This window comes from Paenibacillus sp., from assembly GCF_031177825.1.
Lineage (GTDB): Bacteria > Bacillota > Bacilli > Paenibacillales > YIM-B00363 > Paenibacillus_AE.
Genome location: NZ_JAPSKE010000001.1, coordinates 108,425 through 124,433 on the forward strand (window position 1 = coordinate 108,425; position 16,009 = coordinate 124,433).

Here is a 16,009-nt window from a genome sequence, read left to right on the forward strand (position 1 = left end):
AAGGTAGCAGACCGAAGTTGTCGTTACTCGGGAAAACGAAAGCGTTGAGGAAACTGCCGATAATCGCTTACGTCGTATGGCGTCGACGGCTCCGCCCACGGCGCCCCCGCCTCCGAAAGCAGCTGACCGGCGGCGAACGCCTCCTTCAACGTCGCTTCGATCCCGTGGATGTACGAACCGGGCTGATCGTCTCCCGTCGACCGAACCACGAACGCCGGCGGCACCGTTCGAATCAGCCCCGCCGATTCGAAGGCGCCGTTCGCGGCAAGCGTAAATCGGCGGGCCGACTCGATCGAGACGTCCAACCGGTCTTCCGATCCTTCGACCGCCCGCATCAAGTTCCGGTACCGACGCTCGAGAATGCTCCCTTCGGCGCAATCGAAGGTCCGCGTTTCCCCCTTGCTCCATACCGTCACTCGATCGTTATAGTCCCACTCGATCGCGCCTTCGGTTCCCTCCAGTCGAACGCGCTGCGTCTCGGCCTGGCGCGCGCACAAGGTAACATAGAAGCAAAGCGTCGTTCCGTTGCGCAGCTCGATGCGCATCGAGGTCGTGTCGTCGCTCTCGATCGGGTTGGCATGGTACATCTCCGCCGTAACGCGGAGCGGATCGGCGCCGCTCCCCTTCCCGTCCGAATCCGAAACGAGCTCCGCCATTTTCAGCATGCTGTAGAGCAAGTGCGCGGCCGGATTGTGGAACGCGCCGTCCAATACGACGGCTCCGTTCGCTCGGAGCTTACCAGCCCATGGGGTGCGATTGAAGTACGCATGCGTTCTCGTCAAGAGCGAGAGCCCCTTGATGCTATGAACCCGGCCGATGTCGCCGGACACTGCGGTTCGTTCGATCCGTTCGAGCGCCGAGCGGGACGGAGCGAAGAAGTTGACCCCGCACAGCTTGCCGGTCCGTCGAGCCGTCTCCGAGATCGCGTCGACGTCTTGGATCATGGCGCTCGGCGGCTTCTCGAGCAGCACGTGATAGCCCGCCTCCATCGCGTCGCGGCACATCGGGGCATGGAGCTGGATCGGAGTGCAGACGATGACGAAGTCCGCGCCGGTTTCGGCGGCCAGCATCTCCCGGTAATCGCCGTACACCCGAAGGCCGCGATCCGCGATCAGCTTCGCCGATTGTTCCGGAACGCGCACGTCGCTCGCGGCGGCCAACCGGAGGACGCCTTCGTCCTCGAGACGGGTCAGCTCGCGCAAATGGACGTTCCCGAAACCGCCGGTTCCGATTAATAACGCGCTGCGCATGTCCGTCGTCATCGGTTAAGCGCTGTAAATGTGCGGGTTTTGGCGTCTGCACTCTTCCATAACCCACATCTGCTGGCGCACCTGCTCCGGCGTAATTTCCAGCTCGGCGCCCGCCGTCAGGGCGCCGTGAAGCATTACGTACAGCCGCTCGGTCATGTACCCGAACAAGCTTTGCCCTTCCGGCAGCGACATCGTCCAGTCGCCTTCATGCCAGGTCAGCGTCTCGCTGCAATACGCGGGCAGTCCGGAGGCCGAGATGAGCGGCTCCCGAATCAATTGCTGCGGCGGCGCTTCCTCGGGCTTGAAATATTTCCATTCCAAGCGATCCGCGGTGCCGTGCAATCCGCCGTTCGTGCCTTGAATATTGAAGGAATCCTGCGGGTACGCGCAGCACGACGAAATTTCGATGTCGATCGTCGGCCGCCCTCGCCCTCGCATAAGGAGCTTGACGTAGTCCTCCGCATCGCCGAACGTGTTGGCGCGGTCCATGATGCAGGTAATCTGCGGCATCGTATCCGTCCCGAACAGCTGAAGCGCCTGATCCACGGGATGCGGTCCCGTATTCATCAGATTGCCGCCGTTGTTGCTTTGCAGCGTCTGCCAGTCCCAGCGGCGCGCGAAGCCGTTCAAGCTGAAGTCGATCTGGACGATCCGGCCCAACACGCCGGAATCGATGACCTTGCGAATCTGTTGGAACGCCGGATGGTACCGCGATTGCTGGAACACGGCCAGCAGCTTGCCCGAACGCTTGGACGCCGCGATGAGCTCGTCGACTTCTTCCGGCGATTTCGCCAGCGGCTTCTCGCACAGCACGTTGAACCCGCGGTTCAACAATTCGAGCGTAATCGGAAAATGAAGATGGCTCGGAGACGCGTTCACGATCAAATCCAACGGCTCGCGCTCGATCATCTCCTCCCAAGTCGCGTATGGATTGCAGCCGAACTCTTCGCGCGCGCGCGCTTGGCGGTCCGGAAGAGAATCCGCGATCGCCGCGATGCGGTACTGCTCCGGCAGCTGCACGAGCAGCTTGCCGTGTATGTCGCGGCCGCTGCGGCCTTGGCCGATAATGCCGACGCGAATCGGAGTGGAAGTCATGGAGGATTCCCTCTTTCTTAATTGGATGGGGTAACGCTTCCGAATGTTTTCTTGTATTCCGTCGGGGTAATCCCCGTTCGCTTCTTAAACGTTCGTATGAAGTGACTTAAGTGCCGGTAGCCGACTTGAAAGCCGATTTGCGTGATCGTGAGCGAATCGCGGCGAATGAGCTCCATCGCGCGCTCGACCCGCACCTCGTTCACGTAATCGATGAACGATTGGCCCGTCTCCTTCTTGAACACATGACTGAAATAGGCCGGCGCCATATTCGCGAGATACGCGCCATGCTCGAGCGGAATGTCTTGACTGTAGTTATCGTGGATGTACCGGCGCACCTCTTCGATCGGCTGCCGGTCCGGCGCCGCGGACCTCCGGTTCTGCGGCCGCCGGCCGATCTTGCGGTACTCGCGTTCGACGACCACCAGCAGCTTGACCAGCGACAGCCGAATCGAATATTCGTACCCCGGCTCCTTCGCTTCGTATTCCTCTTGCATCTCCTGCAGCAACTGAAGAACGAGCGCCTGTTTCGTCTTGCCGACGTGCAGCCAGGAATGCGCGGCGGAAGCGCCCCCCGGCGACAAATACGGCTCCAAAGCGTTCTTCATCGGACCGAGCAAGCCGTCCAACACGTTCGGCGCGAAGTCGATCAACACCAACTCGAAGTCTTTCTCTTCGATGGCGCTGAAGCTGTGTTCCGTGCCGGGCGTAATGATAAACAGCTCGCCTTGGCTCACCGTGAGCGACTTGCCCATCATCCGATGATTGCACATCCCCTTGCGCACGTAAGCGAGCTGCACATAATCGTGCATGTGCAGCGACTGCTTTAACAAATGACTGGAGTAACGGAAAATTTTGAAAGGAAACTCATGGTTCAACTGGCTTCGGGTTTGAAAATACAAGATTCCCTTCTTCTCGTCCATCGCTTCTCCGCACCGCCTATCGATCGCCTTTCTTGTAAACTAGCATAGCCGGAACGCTCCGGCAAGAAGTTTACGGGGCGACTCGCAAAGACGACAACAGGCTGCGGACGAATTGAAAATCATGCTCCAATCGTTCGTACGGAGGGAACGGCGCGTGACATTCGAGCGTCACCCAGCCGGAATAGCCGGTTTCGACCAGAGCTTCGAACAGCGGACGATGATCGGCTCCGCCTTCCCCCATCCGGCTCTGCAAGAACTTCTCTTGGCCGTGGCGAGTCGTACTCGTGAACGTGCCGGGCGCCCCGACCTCCGCGACGCGGAGCTCATCCTTCACGTGCACGTGGAATAAGTAGCGCCCCAGCTGCAGCACCGAATCCCGCCCGTAGTCGGTATCCGTAATATACATATTGCCCGCGTCATGGATCATGCCGACGTTGTCGCCCTCGATCATGCGAAGCAGCCGCAGGCTGCTCTCTACGGTTTCGACCAAGGAATCGTTGTGGATTTCCATGAGCACTCGAATGTGATGCTTCCTCGCTTCCTCCGCGCATAAGCTCACCCAATGAGCCGCCTTGGCGTAATGATACTCGTTCGCCAGGAACGCGTTCGGTCCGCCGGGGAAGATGCGGATCATGCCGGCGCCGAGATGACCGGCGATGTCGAGCAGCCGCTTGAATTCGTCGAAGCTCTTCCGCGCCTCGCCATCGCTTGCGTCCGAGAAGCCTCCGACGTACCCCGCCAGCACGGGGATTTCCAAATCCAAGCTTCGAGAGAGCGCCTGAATCTCCTTCACTCTGGGCAAGCTGGTTCCCGCCGAGAGATGCGGTTCCCGCACCGCGATTTCGATGCCGTCCATCCCGAGCTTCTTCGTCAGTTGCATCGCTTCCTGAATGCTGTGCTCGATGAGCACGCCGCTGAACGCCGCGAATTTCATCATCTGCTACCGCCTTCCTTCCCGATTTCGATTTCCGCGCCGGCCGCTGCGCTCTCGTAGATCGCTTCGACCAGTCGCACGGCGCGCCATCCGTCCCATCCGGTGATTAACGGCTTCATGCCCGTCTCGATCGACGTCATTACGTCGATGAGCTGGCTTTGGTGATAATCCGAGACGATGCTCCTGGGATCGGACACGCCCCCGTACGATTCTTTCCGCGTCCAGTTCGGTTCGTCCCAGCCGGGGACGGACCATCGCACGATCGAGGTGCCTTCCAGCTTGATCGTGCCCTCCTCGCCGTAGAGCGAGATCGTCGCCGCGTACCCGGGCCGAATGCTGGTCGAGGCCATGATCGTGCCGAAGGCGCCGCTCCCGAACGTCAGGATGGCGAGCCCCATATCCTCGGCTTCCATCCGATGGGTCAACGTGGCCGTCTTCCCGTACACCGTGCGGACGTCGCCGGCGAACCAGAGCAGCAAGTCCAGGCAGTGGATCGCCTGGTTCATGAGCACGCCGCCGTCCTCCGCGATCGTCCCCCGCCACTCGGCGCTGTCGTAATACGCTTGGCTGCGGTAGAACGGAAGCGTCACCTCCGCCAGCAGCAGCCTGCCCAAGGCGCCTTCGTCCAGCACGCGCTTAATCAGCTGGTTGTTCGCTTCGAACCTTCGCTGGGAGATGACCGACAGGGTCAGCCCGCGCGATTCGGCGGCTTCCGCCAACGCGCGCGCGTCTTCCGCGGTCATGGCGATCGGCTTCTCCAGCACGAGATGCTTGCCGGCCGCAAGCACTTCATGTCCGATCGAAGCGTGGCTTCCGCTCGACGTCGTCACGCATACGATGTCGACGTCGGTTCGGCGCAGCAGCTCGCGATAATCGGTCGTCCAGTCGCAGCCCGCCTTCTCCGCGGCGGATTTCGCCTTGCTCTCGGATCGGCTCGACACGACGGCGAGAACGGCGTCCTCGATCTGTCGAATGGCTTCCATGTGCATGTCGGCCACGCTGCCGCAGCCGATGAGCCCGAAGCGCCATTGCGCCATCGGCCTACACCTCCTTCAGCAGCGCCTTCAGCGCGTCCAACGTCATCCGCGTGCCCGTCATGCGGCTCCCGCCGTCGGGGACGAAATGCGTCTCGATCGTGAACAAGCCGTCGTATCCGTCCGCTGCGAGCGCTCTCAACTGCGCCACGACCCGCACGTCTCCGGAGCCCAACGGAACGCAGCGCGATGTCCCTTCCGATCCGACGTAAGCATCCTTCAAGTGCACATGGCTGAGACAATCCTTGACCGACTCGTACCCTGCCGGATAGGCTTCCCTCCGGGCGTACGCCTCGTTGCCCGGATCCCACAGCGCGCGCAGCGCCGGGGAATCGACCGAGCGGACGAGCGCCGCCACTTCTACGGCTACGCCGCCGTTGCAGGACGGTTCGTTTTCCAACAAGAGCTCCACGCCCGCCTCCCCCGCGATGCCGGCAGCACGCCGCAGATGGCTGACGATCTCCTCCGTATGACGCTCCGGATGCTCCTCTCTCCAGAAGGAGAAGATGCGGATTCGCTTCGTGCCCAGCAGTTTCGCGATCTCGATCACGCGGTTCAGCTTCTCGAAGTGGGCCTCCACGTCTTCTTCCGCATTGCCGAACGTATCGCCCGCGGCTACGGGTCTTCCCGGATCCAACGCGCACTTGAACAACGGCGACGCGAGCGCCGAGACGAACAGTCCTCTGGCCTCGACCTCCCGGCGAATCGCACTCGCTTCTTCGTCGGTCAGATTCGCGGCGTTGCGCCCGTTCACGACCCGAATTTCTACATGCGCAAGTCCTTGCTCCGTAGCCCAATCCAGCGCTTCCTCCAAGCGGTCGGACACTTCGTCCGTCAACACGCCAACTCTGTCCATCATCGCCGATTCGGCTCCTTTCGTTCCTTTACTTCGTTTCACATCCCTACTATAGCAATATCCGCGCGGGGAAAGTTGACGTATCTTTCGAAGGAAATGTACATTTTTTAAGCTATCACGATTTCGGAAAGATAAGATACTATATAAGAGGGGCGTTGCCCCAATGACCAAGACGAATGAGGCGGGCGGGCTTGCGATGCGTCGGAAAACGAAGATCGCCGCGGCGATCGCGGCGCTCGGGGCTGCGGGAACGCCCTAGGGGTCATAAGCATCCAGAAAGGACTTGGTTTTGTGTCCAACCGGACCGTGTTTTTGAAGTTGTTCGGCGTTTCGCTCTTATGGGGTTGCAATTACGTGGCGAGCGCGTTTTTGTTGCGGGACTTCTCCCCGATTTTCTTGTCCTACTCCAGATTGGTGTTGACTTCGTTATTTTTGCTGTCGATCGCGATGCTCCATCGGAAGATGCGTCGTCCTACCAAGGGAGAATGGCTTGTGTTGTTATTCGCCGGGTTATTCGGCACGCTGTTCAATCAATTTTTCTACTTTATCGGTTTGCAATCCTCGACGGCGGGCAACGCGTCTCTCATTATCGCGCTGTCCCCCATCGCCACGACGTTGCTAGCCCGACTCTTCCTCGGGGAAGCCGTCACCCCCAAGAAGCTGACCGGAACGGGACTCGCCCTTACGGGGGTCGTCTTCATCGTGCTGCTCGGAGAAAGCGGCGCGTTCGGGGTTTCGACCGGCGATCTTCTCTTGCTTCTTGCCATGCTGGCGTTATCGGTGAGCCTATTGTTCATTCGGAAACTGTCGCTAACGATGCCCTCCTACGATATCACTATCTTGGCGACGGTGATCGGCACGCTGCTCATGACCCCGGCCGCGGTATGGGAAGCTAGCCAAGGTCACCTGCATGTCAGCCTTCATGCCTCGATGTGGATCGTCCTGACGCTGGTCGCCGTCTTCGGGCAAGGCTTGGCAGGCTTCTGGTGGAACCAAGGCATCTCGGTGGTCGGCGCCTCCGCGAGCTCGATGTTTATGAACATTCCTCCGTTCGTCGCCATCGTGGTCGCGTACTTCGTCCTGGGCGATGCCATCCGCGCCTCGCAAATCGTCGGAGGACTCCTCATCTTAACCGGCGTCTTCATCGCAAGTCGGGAGAAGAAAGCTCGCGTGCCGAAGCCGCTGGCGCATCAGGCGTAAGATCGGAAACCGAGACAAAAAAAGCAGGAAATCCATTGGATTCCCTGCTTTTCTTTGTTCACAGCATCATGCCCGTTCCGATCGCGGTGCACTCCAACGGGTTTTCCGCGATGTAGACGGGAATGCCGGTCTCCTCCCGGATCCGCCGGTCGATGCCGTCCAACAAGGCGCCGCCGCCGCACAACAAGATCCCTTGCTCCACGACGTCCCCTGCGAGTTCGGGAGGACATTGTTCCATCGTCGAACGAATCGAGTCGACGAGCGTTCCGGCGAAATCCTCTATAATCGCGTGAACTTCGCTCGAGACCAGACGGATCGAACGAGGCATCCCGTCGATCGCGTCGCGCCCGCGAATGTCCATCGAGCGCACTTCCGCGTCCGGGTCGGCCGTTCCGATTCGGATCTTGACGTCTTCCGCCGTTCGTTCGCCGATTTCCAGGTTATGATTGCGCTTCACGTAATCCATGATGTCGCGATCGAGGGACAGGCTCGCGCGGCGCATCGTATGGCTGGCCACGATGCCGCCCAACGACAGGATCGCGACTTGGCAAGTGCCGCCTCCGATATTGAGCACAAGATGCCCGATCGGCTCGTGAATCGGCAGCCCCGCGCCGATCGCCGCCGCGAGCGGCTCCTCCACGACGCTTGCCTTCCTCGCCCCTTTGTGCACGATCGTCTCTTCGACCGCGCGTTTCTGGACGTTCGTAACGCCGCAAGGAACGGATATGTATACCTGGGATCCGCGCCACAACGAAGAGCGTCCCTGGATCTTGTTCATGAACTGTTTCAGCATGCTCCCGGTCATGTCGAAGTTGGCGATGACGCCGTTGCGCAGCGGGTAGTCGATCGTCACCTGCGGAGGCGCTCGCCCGATCATCGCTTGGGCTTCGGCGCCGACGGCCAGCACTTCCCCGCTGTTCTCCCGATAAGCGACTACGGACGGTTCGTTCAGCACGATGCCTCTTCCACGTTCGAAGATGACCGTATTCGACGTGCCCAAGTCGATGCCATACACTTTCTCGAATCTCTTAAACATGCAACCTCTCCTCTCCTATACGATTCGTAGGAAGAGGGCGGTTTATGGGGGTCCCGCGAAGGACCGGCAGAGATAGACCGGCCTAACATCGGTTGCTCGCCCCGTAGGATCCTTCGTGCAGCGTTATTTCGCGCCGGCCGGCCGAACGACATTCGACGGGGCTCCGTCCAAGAAGTCGCGTACGTTGTCTACGGCTTGACGAAGCAGCCTTGCTCTTGCTTCCCGGCTCGCCCAAGCGATATGCGGCGTGATGACGCAATTGGGCAGTCCGAGCAGCGGAGACGACGCCTCCGGCGGCTCCCGAGTCAAGACGTCGAGCGCGGCGCCGGCGAGTCGGCCTTCGCGCAAGGCGTCGGCCAAGTCTACCTCGCGGATGAGCGCTCCCCTAGCCGTATTAATGACGAAGGCGGACGGCTTCATCTTCGCGATCGTCGTTCGGTTGACGAGCTCCCGGGTGTCGTCGGTGAGCGGGCAATGCAGGCTAAGGAAGTCGGACGATCGCAGCACTTCGTCCATATCGGCGAGCTCGATCGGAGAGCCGGCGGGCAACGCTTTCGTCCGCGGGGCGTACCCCTTCACCTTCATGCCGAAAGCGGCGGCGATCTCCGCCGTTCGGCTCCCGATCCGCCCGATGCCGATGATCCCGAGCGTCTTCCCCGACAACTCCGTCAACGGCGACCGCCAATAACTAAAATCCGGACTTGCGCTCCACGCCCCGGCATGAACGGAATCGCTATGCAGTCCGACGCGGTTCGTCAACTCGAGAATGAGGGCGAAGACGAATTGAGCGACGGAATCCGTGCCGTAATTCGGGACGTTCGTCACCGTCACGCCCTTCCGATCCGCGGCGCTAACGTCGACGACGTCATAGCCGGTCGCGAGCACGCCGATGTATTGAAGCTTCGGCAGCCGTTCGAGCGACTCCGCACGCAGCGGCGTCTTATTGGTTAACACCAGGTCGGCGTCGAGGGCGCGTTCGACGACCAGCTCTGCCGGAGTACGGTCGTACACCGTCACCTCGCCCAACGCTTGGAGTCCGCTCCAATCCAAGTCTCCGGGATTTAACGTGTATCCGTCTAATACGACGATGTTCATATTCGCTTCGCCTTCTTTCCGCTCGCGAGAGTCCATAATTTTCTAATCCCTATCATTGCGTTCTTCTGTGTCGTTAGGGTCGATTCCTGCCTGAACACATGAAAAAATCCGCCGAGACGATTCGTCAAGGCGGCTTCGTAGCGTGCTCTCGAAGCTCCGAACGATGTTACGGTCGCGTAACGGCGTTCCCCTCATACGCCCATACGCTTCAACATCGCTTCGAGCTCCTCTATATCTACCGTAATGGATTCGACGCGGTACCCGACGTCCACAGCGCCCGAACCGATCGGCAATCGATCGCCTTGACCGATCAAGTAGAAATACCGGACCCCCACTTGATTGCTAAGGTACCAATACAACGGGTTCACATAATTTGGGGAGTAAAATTCAAGCAGACGCGTCCCCGGCCGGCAAAAGACGAGATTCGCCAAACCCGCTCCGTGCGGCGCGACGATCGCTTCGGCCGTCGCGAACGCACGGACCTGCTCCGCTACGGTCATGCGCCCGAGCGTAACGGCCTTGAAGCCGTAGGAGCTCAGCATCTCCGCGACTTCCGCCTCGTTCGCGACGTTGCGTAATCGGGCGTCCCCTCGGCTGATGTAAAGCCGTTCGCGTCCGCCCGAACCGGAAGATGCGGCGAGGTCCGAGTCCATCAGCTTGGAACGTAAATACCGAATCGCCCACTTCGGCGGGAAATTCGGAACGTAAGGCAGAAGCGAATACATCTCCAGCGAAGGGACGATCAAGCGCTCGGCCTGCAAGTGCATGCCGTTACGGCTCCGGATAATTCGATCCTCGCCGATCCCGAGCGCCGCCAGCGTCTCCGCGTGGAACCCGGCGGTCCCGAAGTCGTTGAATATATATTTGTCGACGCGAACGCCGCTCCGGTCGAGAAGATGGATGCGGGCCAATACTTCGGCCAGCCAATGGTAATAATTGTCGTAGAAGACATACGTTAAGACGGCCACGTTGTCCGCCGTATAGGCGACCGGGGGCAAATCGGGTTTCTGGAAAACCGGGTGTCTGATCCGCGGCAGCCGATATTGCATCGACACGTCCCAAATCAGTTTATTGTCGGTGGAGATGACCGCGATCGTCCCGTCGTCGGACACCCAATACCGCCCTCCGGGCAAAACCCCGACGAACGCCTTCTCGGCGGTCGCGGCGTCGACGTCGAAGTTGGGATGGCGGTGCGCGTCCAATCCGATCGCCCGATCGAGGCGAATCGTGTCTTCCGCATATAGGACGTCTTGCAGCTCGTGGCCGGGTAGCTTCGTCGAACGAGACGCCTCGACCCAGCTCCACAGCGATTCGTAGACGCCGTCCGGTATACGTTCTCTCATGCCGATCCGCCTCTCGCTCGGTGCAATAACGCCGTCGCTCGTTCATGGCCGGGGTCGCGCTCCAACGCCGCTTCCACCGCCTTGATCGCTTGCTCCGGGAATCCAGTCTTGGCGTAACATTCTGCAAGCGACACCCAGACGTCCGCATCGTCCATGCCGCGATCGATGCAATAGCGGAACTCGTCGGCGGCCGCTGCGGGGTTTCCGCCGAGCATTTCGGGCGTGTAAAGCAGCATGGCGCCGTTCATTCTTCTGGCGAGAGGCAGCGTGGAATCGAGGCGGAGCGCGACGGCCAGCTCGTCTTCCAGCAGCGAGAGAAGCTTGATTTTCTCCGTCATGCTGATCGCGCCCTCGATTCGGCGTCCATGGACCGCCGCCAGCCAAGCATGGGCCTCCGCGCTGTTGGGGTCGGACCGCGCTGCTTCCTGGAACAGCTTGAACGCTTGCTCATAATCGCCGCTGCGAAACTTGAGCGAACCGGAACGAATCAGATCCCGCACGTTGTCGTTGAACATGTCAATTACTCCTCTCCGGGACGACTCATTGTACTCTCCTTACAATGGTATTGATGCGGCGGCCGTCCCGCAATCGACAGCGGCCCAAACGCTGTCCCTGCGGAGGAAAACGGGCGAATGTCCGCGTTCTCGCAGGATAGATTCCTCTTGCGGCGCAACCTTTGGCTGTCGATTTCGTTCTAAGGATAGGCCTATACTTCGTAAAAAAGAGGGAAATCATGAAAGCGACAATCGTTCTGTCCGTCGCCGTACTTATGGCGGCGACGATGTTCGTCCGTCCGGCCCAAGCGGAGCCCGACGCCGTTACGGCGATGTGGGCGTGGGACTATAACACGTCCGTCTCGACGGAGGAGCGCAGAGAACGGCTTCTCCGCTTTTCCCGGCAAGTCGATGCGAACGTCTTGTTCGTCGGCACCCGAACGACGCTGGCCGAGGCCGAACCGAAATACGCCGATCTGATCCGGCGCGCTCATGCCCAGGGCATCCGCGTGTTCGCGCTTGCCGGCAAGGCCGATTGGGCGCTCGCGGAACATCATGCCTCCGCGATTAAGCACATCTCGCAGGTGCTCGACTTCAACGCGCGTCACCCGTCTACCCCGTTCGACGGCATCCAACTCGACGTCGAACCGTATACGCTGCCGCAATATGCGGACGATCCGGCCGGCATCGGCGCGCAGCTGCTGCGTCTATTGGATACGGCCGAACGATTGGTTCCGGACGAGCTGGAATTGAACGCGGCGATTCCGTTCTGGTACGCCGCGAGTCATAAGCCGAGGACAGTCGACTATAACGGCGTCGAGAAGCCGTTAAGCCATCATATTTTGGACGTCGTCGACTCGGTTTCCATCATGGCCTACCGCGATACCGCGGCTGCGCAAATCGAGCTTTCCTCGATCGATGTCGCATACGCCGGCAAGGTCGGCAAGCTTGCTTACGTCGGAGCCGAGACGCTGCCGCCCGACGGCGAGCGAATTCCGGATTACGTCACGTACAGCGGAAAGAACGTCCATTATATGAAGGTTCAGATGGAAGCGATCCGCCGGCATTACGCCGAGCATCCCGGCTTCGGGGGCGTCGCCGTACATACCTACGATGCTTATCAAGCCATGCTTCGCCAAGAGGAAGAAACGATGGAACGACAGTTCCGCGAACTGCGGGATGCGGGCATCATGACCGGTTATCCCGACGGCACGACCGGCTTCGGCAAGCCGACGACGCGCGCGGAGGTAGCCGCGATCGCCGCCAGAATCGCCGGGTATACGGAAGCGACGTTGGAAAGGCCGGCCGAGGCTTCCTTCCGCGACGTTTCGCCGAGGCAATGGTTCTACGGCTGGGTGGAATCCGCCCGCCGCATCGGCGCCGTTCAAGGAAACGGCGACGGAACGTTCGAACCGAACGGCATGATCACGGTCGAAGAAGCGTTCAGCGTCATGGCGAAGACGATCGGTCTCGCGGAAGATCGGAACGCGGTCGTGCCGGGCGCCTCCGATTGGGCGCAGAGCTGGATCGGAGCGATGACGAAGGCCGGCTACCAAGATCGGCGGCCCGGTTACCGGTACGAGATGGCTCGCGAAGAGTTGGTCGAGCTGGCTTATGAGACGTACCGATTGAAGCGACGCGAATGAACGACGAAACGGTCTACGGCGGGGCGTCCGCCGTAGACCGTTTTCTGTTCCGGATTACCAAGCCTCCAACGCGGCACGCTTCCACGTGTTTTCCGCGACGCAAATGTACAAATACCCGTTATCCCAAGCCAGCTCTCCGACCTTCCCATCCGCGGAAGAGGATTCGGGCGTCTTGGCTTGGCGGATGCGAATGCTGTCTCCGTCTACGTCCAACTTCGACGCGGGGTCGGTATTGCCGATCCCGACGTTCCCGGCGTCCCGGCCGATGAATAACGGCGTATCCAGCGCCTCCCCCGCATCCGAATAGCGGACGACGTGGAAGTTCGAACCGGCGTCCGCCCCGCTCTCCTCCGTCGCATCGGCCCGGATCGCCCATCGGGGCGTCGTGACGTTGCCCTTCTCGGTTTTCGCGAACTGGAAGTCGCGCGTCACCCCTTCCGAGCCGGCGACGCGTAATATGCCGTCCACGACGTTGAAGTTCGAGGAATGCGTCCGAATGTCCGCCACGTCCTGATCGAACGGAATTTCGAATCGGGTGAACAGCTGATTCGCCTGCTCGCCGTCCGGCGACATCGTCGTTTCGATCGAGATATGATTGTGATCCGCTTGGTCGGGGTCGTTCGCCTTCGCATGCGTGACGATGGCCGCCTTGTCCAGACCCTTCTCGTCGGCCCAAGCGAGCGCGGGCTTCGCGCGGTCCTCCGTCCATTGCAAGCGAATCAAATCCGACAGATGGCCTTCGGAAAACACCCACTTCCGGTCGGTGGAAAGATGAAGCCTCTCGTTATGCGGCACCTGCAGCCCGCCGCCCGGCAGCGGCGACTCGGCGAAGGGCGTTCCGACGCCCCCGCCCCCGTCGCGACTTTCGGAGGCGTAGGCGATACCCCCGGCGATTCCGGCGACGAGCCCGACCAACAGCGTTCCCGCGATCATATAGAGTTTCATAACCGCTACACCGCGCTGTAGGACAGCTCGCTCCGGATCGTCGCCGCGATGCGCTCCGCGTGCGCCGGCAGCTCCCGCTCGTCGGGTCCTTCGACCATGACCCGAACGAGCGGCTCGGTACCCGAAGGACGGACCAGCACTCTCCCGGCGTCGCCCAGCCGGCGTTCCGTCTCCCGAATTGCCTTCAGAATGTTTTCGTTTTCCGCGAGCTTACGCTTCTGCTGCACCGGGACGTTCAACAGCAGCTGAGGGTACGCGGTCATGCCGGCGGTCAGCTCGGACAACGTCTTGCCTTCGGAAACCATTACGTCCAACAGCTGCACCGCCGTCAGCATCCCGTCGCCGGTCGTCGCGTAGTCGAGCAGGATCATGTGGCCGGACGGTTCGCCGCCGAGATTGTAGCCGCCGCCGAGCATCCGTTCCATGACGTACCGGTCGCCCACCTTGCTCTTGACGACGTCGATCCCCCGTTCCTGCAGCGCCTTCTCGAATCCGAGATTGCTCATCTCGGTCGTGACGACCGCATTGCCATGCAATCGACCGCGGTTCGCCATGGCGCGGGCCAGAACGAACAAGATGCGGTCGCCGTCCACGATGTCGCCGTTCTCGTCGACGGCGATCAACCGATCGGCATCTCCGTCGAAGGATAATCCGAGATGCGCCTTCCGCTCCAATACGGCGTTCCGAATGAAATCGGGGGACGTGGACCCGCAGCCCTCGTTAATGTTCAAGCCGTTCGGCTCGTTCGCCAGCGGGATCGTCTCCGCGCCTAATGCCTCGAACAACCGCGGGGCCAGCATGGATGCCGCGCCGTTCGCGCAATCGATCGCGACGCGCAGCCCGTCGAACCGGTGCCGAGCCGTCGACCGGAGATGCGAGACGTACTGTTGCGCGCCTTCCGGGAAGAACAGCAGCGTGCCGATGTCGCTCCCGACCGGGCGAGGCGCGAGTCCGATGGCCCGATCGGCTCCCGAATCCGCCGCGAGGAACGCTTCGATCTCGGCCTCGAGCCGATCCGACAGCTTAAAGCCGTCCGCGCCGAACAGCTTGATCCCGTTATCCCCTAGCGGATTGTGGGACGCGGAAATCATAATGCCCGCGTCCGCATGATACGTCTTGGTTAAATAGGCGACCCCCGGCGTCGGGATGACGCCGGCTTGCAGTACGTCCGCGCCGATCGATAGCAAGCCGGCGACGAGCGCGGCTTCGAGCATGTCGCCCGAGATGCGGGTGTCTTTCCCGATTACGATTCTGGGCCGTCCGCCTTGCCTCTCCCGCGTCAGGACGTACCCGCCGAATCGGCCGACGCGGAACGCCAACTCCGGACTCAGCTCCGTATTCGCCGCGCCTCTGATTCCGTCCGTTCCGAAATAAGTTCCCATTCCTCTCCTCCTCCTTGTTAGACGACCGCACGCATCAGGCCGCCCAGCGCTTGTTCCGCTTCCGCCAATTGGGCGCGGGTATTGATCCCGATCGCTTCCGCCGGATCGATCAACGTCAACGACTCGAGCGCCGGCCGTACGTTCGCGGCTCCCGTCCTTCGCAAGGCGGGAACGATATCCGTTAAGTAATACTCCTGCTGCGCGTTCCGATTGCGAATGCCTGGCAGCGCGCGGAATAAGCTTTGGTTGTCGAAGCAGAAATTGCCGGTGTTGACCTCCCGAATCCGGCGCTGCTCGGGAAGCGCGTCGCGATCTTCCACGATGCTCGCCACATGGCCCGTGAACGGATCGCGGACGATTCTGCCGTACCCGGTCGGATCGTCGACGAGCGTGGTCAAGACGACGCCGGGGCAGCGCGTATACCGCTGCAGCTTCATCAACCGCTCCATCGTCGACGGCTTGAGCAACGGCGTGTCGCCCAAGAGGACGAGGGTCTGTCCTTGCTTGCCCTTCAACAACGGCGCCGCCTGCCGGACGGCGTGCGCGGTGCCGAGCTGCTCGCGTTGTTCGACGTACGTGACGCGGCCGCCGAGTTGCGCCTTCACGAGCTCTCCGCGATAGCCGACGACGACGAAGATGTCGTCGACGTTCATCTGTTCCAGCTTATCGACCAGATGTTCGATCATAGGTTTGCCGCCGACGCGGTGGAGCACCTTCGGAAGATCGGATTGCATCCGGGTCCCTTTGCCTGCCGCCAATACAATCGCATACGTTTTCAT

General features: G+C 60.9%; 15 protein-coding genes. 2 read left to right on the forward strand and 13 right to left on the reverse strand.

The window, feature by feature from the left end; translation table 11 throughout:
* Nucleotides 1-23: 23 nt before the first annotated feature.
* The 6 genes from RIN49_RS00455 to RIN49_RS00480 form a co-directional block, all read right to left on the reverse strand.
* Nucleotides 24-1,262, reverse strand: a complete 1,239-nt coding sequence (locus tag RIN49_RS00455) for a Gfo/Idh/MocA family protein (RefSeq protein WP_309118195.1) — start codon at nucleotides 1,260-1,262, stop codon at nucleotides 24-26.
* Between the two features lie 3 nt (nucleotides 1,263-1,265).
* Nucleotides 1,266-2,345: a Gfo/Idh/MocA family protein gene (locus tag RIN49_RS00460; protein ID WP_309118196.1), complete on the reverse strand. Its 1,080-nt coding sequence runs from the start codon at nucleotides 2,343-2,345 to the stop codon at nucleotides 1,266-1,268.
* Nucleotides 2,346-2,362: 17 nt separating this feature from the next.
* Entirely contained in the window at nucleotides 2,363-3,265 is a 903-nt protein-coding gene (locus RIN49_RS00465) for a helix-turn-helix domain-containing protein (RefSeq protein WP_309118197.1), read from the reverse strand.
* A gap of 70 nt (nucleotides 3,266-3,335) precedes the next feature.
* Complete coding sequence (locus tag RIN49_RS00470; RefSeq protein ID WP_309118198.1) at nucleotides 3,336-4,202, reverse strand: sugar phosphate isomerase/epimerase family protein; 867 nt, start codon at nucleotides 4,200-4,202, stop codon at nucleotides 3,336-3,338.
* Nucleotides 4,199-5,236, reverse strand: coding sequence for a Gfo/Idh/MocA family protein (locus tag RIN49_RS00475; protein ID WP_309118199.1), 1,038 nt, complete (start codon nucleotides 5,234-5,236; stop codon nucleotides 4,199-4,201). The genes RIN49_RS00470 and RIN49_RS00475 overlap by 4 nt, the downstream gene beginning before the upstream one ends.
* A gap of 4 nt (nucleotides 5,237-5,240) precedes the next feature.
* Nucleotides 5,241-6,092, reverse strand: coding sequence for a sugar phosphate isomerase/epimerase family protein (locus tag RIN49_RS00480; RefSeq protein ID WP_309118200.1), 852 nt, complete (start codon nucleotides 6,090-6,092; stop codon nucleotides 5,241-5,243).
* Between the two features lie 288 nt (nucleotides 6,093-6,380).
* Between RIN49_RS00480 and RIN49_RS00485 the strand changes: the two genes are divergently transcribed.
* Complete coding sequence (locus RIN49_RS00485) at nucleotides 6,381-7,289, forward strand: DMT family transporter (RefSeq protein ID WP_309118201.1); 909 nt, start codon at nucleotides 6,381-6,383, stop codon at nucleotides 7,287-7,289.
* A gap of 58 nt (nucleotides 7,290-7,347) precedes the next feature.
* Here the strand turns inward: RIN49_RS00485 and mreB are convergent, their stop codons facing one another.
* The 4 genes from mreB to RIN49_RS00505 all read right to left on the reverse strand — a co-directional run bounded on the left by mreB (nucleotide 7,348) and on the right by RIN49_RS00505 (nucleotide 11,278).
* Nucleotides 7,348-8,325 carry a rod shape-determining protein gene (gene mreB / locus RIN49_RS00490; protein WP_309118202.1) on the reverse strand — a complete coding sequence of 326 codons (978 nt, stop codon included), beginning with the start codon at nucleotides 8,323-8,325 and terminating at the stop codon, nucleotides 7,348-7,350.
* 123 nt (nucleotides 8,326-8,448) lie between these two features.
* On the reverse strand, nucleotides 8,449-9,420 hold the full coding sequence (locus RIN49_RS00495) for a D-2-hydroxyacid dehydrogenase (RefSeq protein ID WP_309118203.1): 972 nt from the start codon (nucleotides 9,418-9,420) through the stop codon (nucleotides 8,449-8,451).
* Between the two features lie 191 nt (nucleotides 9,421-9,611).
* A complete protein-coding gene (locus RIN49_RS00500) occupies nucleotides 9,612-10,763 on the reverse strand; it encodes a glycosyltransferase family 61 protein (protein WP_309118204.1) in 1,152 nt (383 codons plus the stop codon).
* Nucleotides 10,760-11,278 carry a tetratricopeptide repeat protein gene (locus RIN49_RS00505; protein WP_309118205.1) on the reverse strand — a complete coding sequence of 173 codons (519 nt, stop codon included), beginning with the start codon at nucleotides 11,276-11,278 and terminating at the stop codon, nucleotides 10,760-10,762. Before RIN49_RS00505 ends, RIN49_RS00500 begins: the two co-directional genes overlap by 4 nt.
* 218 nt (nucleotides 11,279-11,496) lie before the next feature.
* On the opposite strand from RIN49_RS00505, the gene RIN49_RS00510 reads away from it, so the two are divergent.
* A complete protein-coding gene (locus RIN49_RS00510) occupies nucleotides 11,497-12,903 on the forward strand; it encodes an S-layer homology domain-containing protein (protein WP_309118206.1) in 1,407 nt (468 codons plus the stop codon).
* 54 nt (nucleotides 12,904-12,957) lie between these two features.
* Here the strand turns inward: RIN49_RS00510 and RIN49_RS00515 are convergent, their stop codons facing one another.
* From RIN49_RS00515 to RIN49_RS00525, 3 genes are read right to left on the reverse strand one after another with little or no spacing between them, the layout of a single operon-like run.
* Nucleotides 12,958-13,848 (reverse strand): hypothetical protein, encoded by an 891-nt coding sequence (locus tag RIN49_RS00515; RefSeq protein ID WP_309118207.1) that lies wholly within the window; start codon nucleotides 13,846-13,848, stop codon nucleotides 12,958-12,960.
* Nucleotides 13,849-13,853: 5 nt separating this feature from the next.
* Nucleotides 13,854-15,230 carry a phosphoglucosamine mutase gene (gene glmM / locus RIN49_RS00520; RefSeq protein ID WP_309118208.1) on the reverse strand — a complete coding sequence of 459 codons (1,377 nt, stop codon included), beginning with the start codon at nucleotides 15,228-15,230 and terminating at the stop codon, nucleotides 13,854-13,856.
* 17 nt (nucleotides 15,231-15,247) lie between these two features.
* Nucleotides 15,248-16,009 carry an NTP transferase domain-containing protein gene (locus RIN49_RS00525; protein WP_309118209.1) on the reverse strand — a complete coding sequence of 254 codons (762 nt, stop codon included), beginning with the start codon at nucleotides 16,007-16,009 and terminating at the stop codon, nucleotides 15,248-15,250.

Excerpts from the sequence above, each read along its gene's own strand:
- mreB (WP_309118202.1), bottom strand. The coding sequence starts at position 8,325 with ATGTTTAAGAGATTCGAGAAAGTGTATGGCATCGACTTGGGCACGTCG.
- RIN49_RS00480 (WP_309118200.1), bottom strand. The coding sequence starts at position 6,092 with ATGATGGACAGAGTTGGCGTGTTGACGGACGAAGTGTCCGACCGCTTG.
- RIN49_RS00525 (WP_309118209.1), bottom strand. The coding sequence starts at position 16,009 with ATGAAAACGTATGCGATTGTATTGGCGGCAGGCAAAGGGACCCGGATG.
- RIN49_RS00470 (WP_309118198.1), bottom strand. The coding sequence starts at position 4,202 with ATGATGAAATTCGCGGCGTTCAGCGGCGTGCTCATCGAGCACAGCATT.
- RIN49_RS00475 (WP_309118199.1), bottom strand. The coding sequence starts at position 5,236 with ATGGCGCAATGGCGCTTCGGGCTCATCGGCTGCGGCAGCGTGGCCGAC.
- RIN49_RS00495 (WP_309118203.1), bottom strand. The coding sequence starts at position 9,420 with ATGAACATCGTCGTATTAGACGGATACACGTTAAATCCCGGAGACTTG.
- RIN49_RS00455 (WP_309118195.1), bottom strand. The coding sequence starts at position 1,262 with ATGACGACGGACATGCGCAGCGCGTTATTAATCGGAACCGGCGGTTTC.
- RIN49_RS00505 (WP_309118205.1), bottom strand. The coding sequence starts at position 11,278 with ATGTTCAACGACAACGTGCGGGATCTGATTCGTTCCGGTTCGCTCAAG.
- RIN49_RS00500 (WP_309118204.1), bottom strand. The coding sequence starts at position 10,763 with ATGAGAGAACGTATACCGGACGGCGTCTACGAATCGCTGTGGAGCTGG.
- RIN49_RS00465 (WP_309118197.1), bottom strand. The coding sequence starts at position 3,265 with ATGGACGAGAAGAAGGGAATCTTGTATTTTCAAACCCGAAGCCAGTTG.
- glmM (WP_309118208.1), bottom strand. The coding sequence starts at position 15,230 with ATGGGAACTTATTTCGGAACGGACGGAATCAGAGGCGCGGCGAATACG.
- RIN49_RS00510 (WP_309118206.1), top strand. The coding sequence starts at position 11,497 with ATGAAAGCGACAATCGTTCTGTCCGTCGCCGTACTTATGGCGGCGACG.
- RIN49_RS00460 (WP_309118196.1), bottom strand. The coding sequence starts at position 2,345 with ATGACTTCCACTCCGATTCGCGTCGGCATTATCGGCCAAGGCCGCAGC.
- RIN49_RS00515 (WP_309118207.1), bottom strand. The coding sequence starts at position 13,848 with ATGAAACTCTATATGATCGCGGGAACGCTGTTGGTCGGGCTCGTCGCC.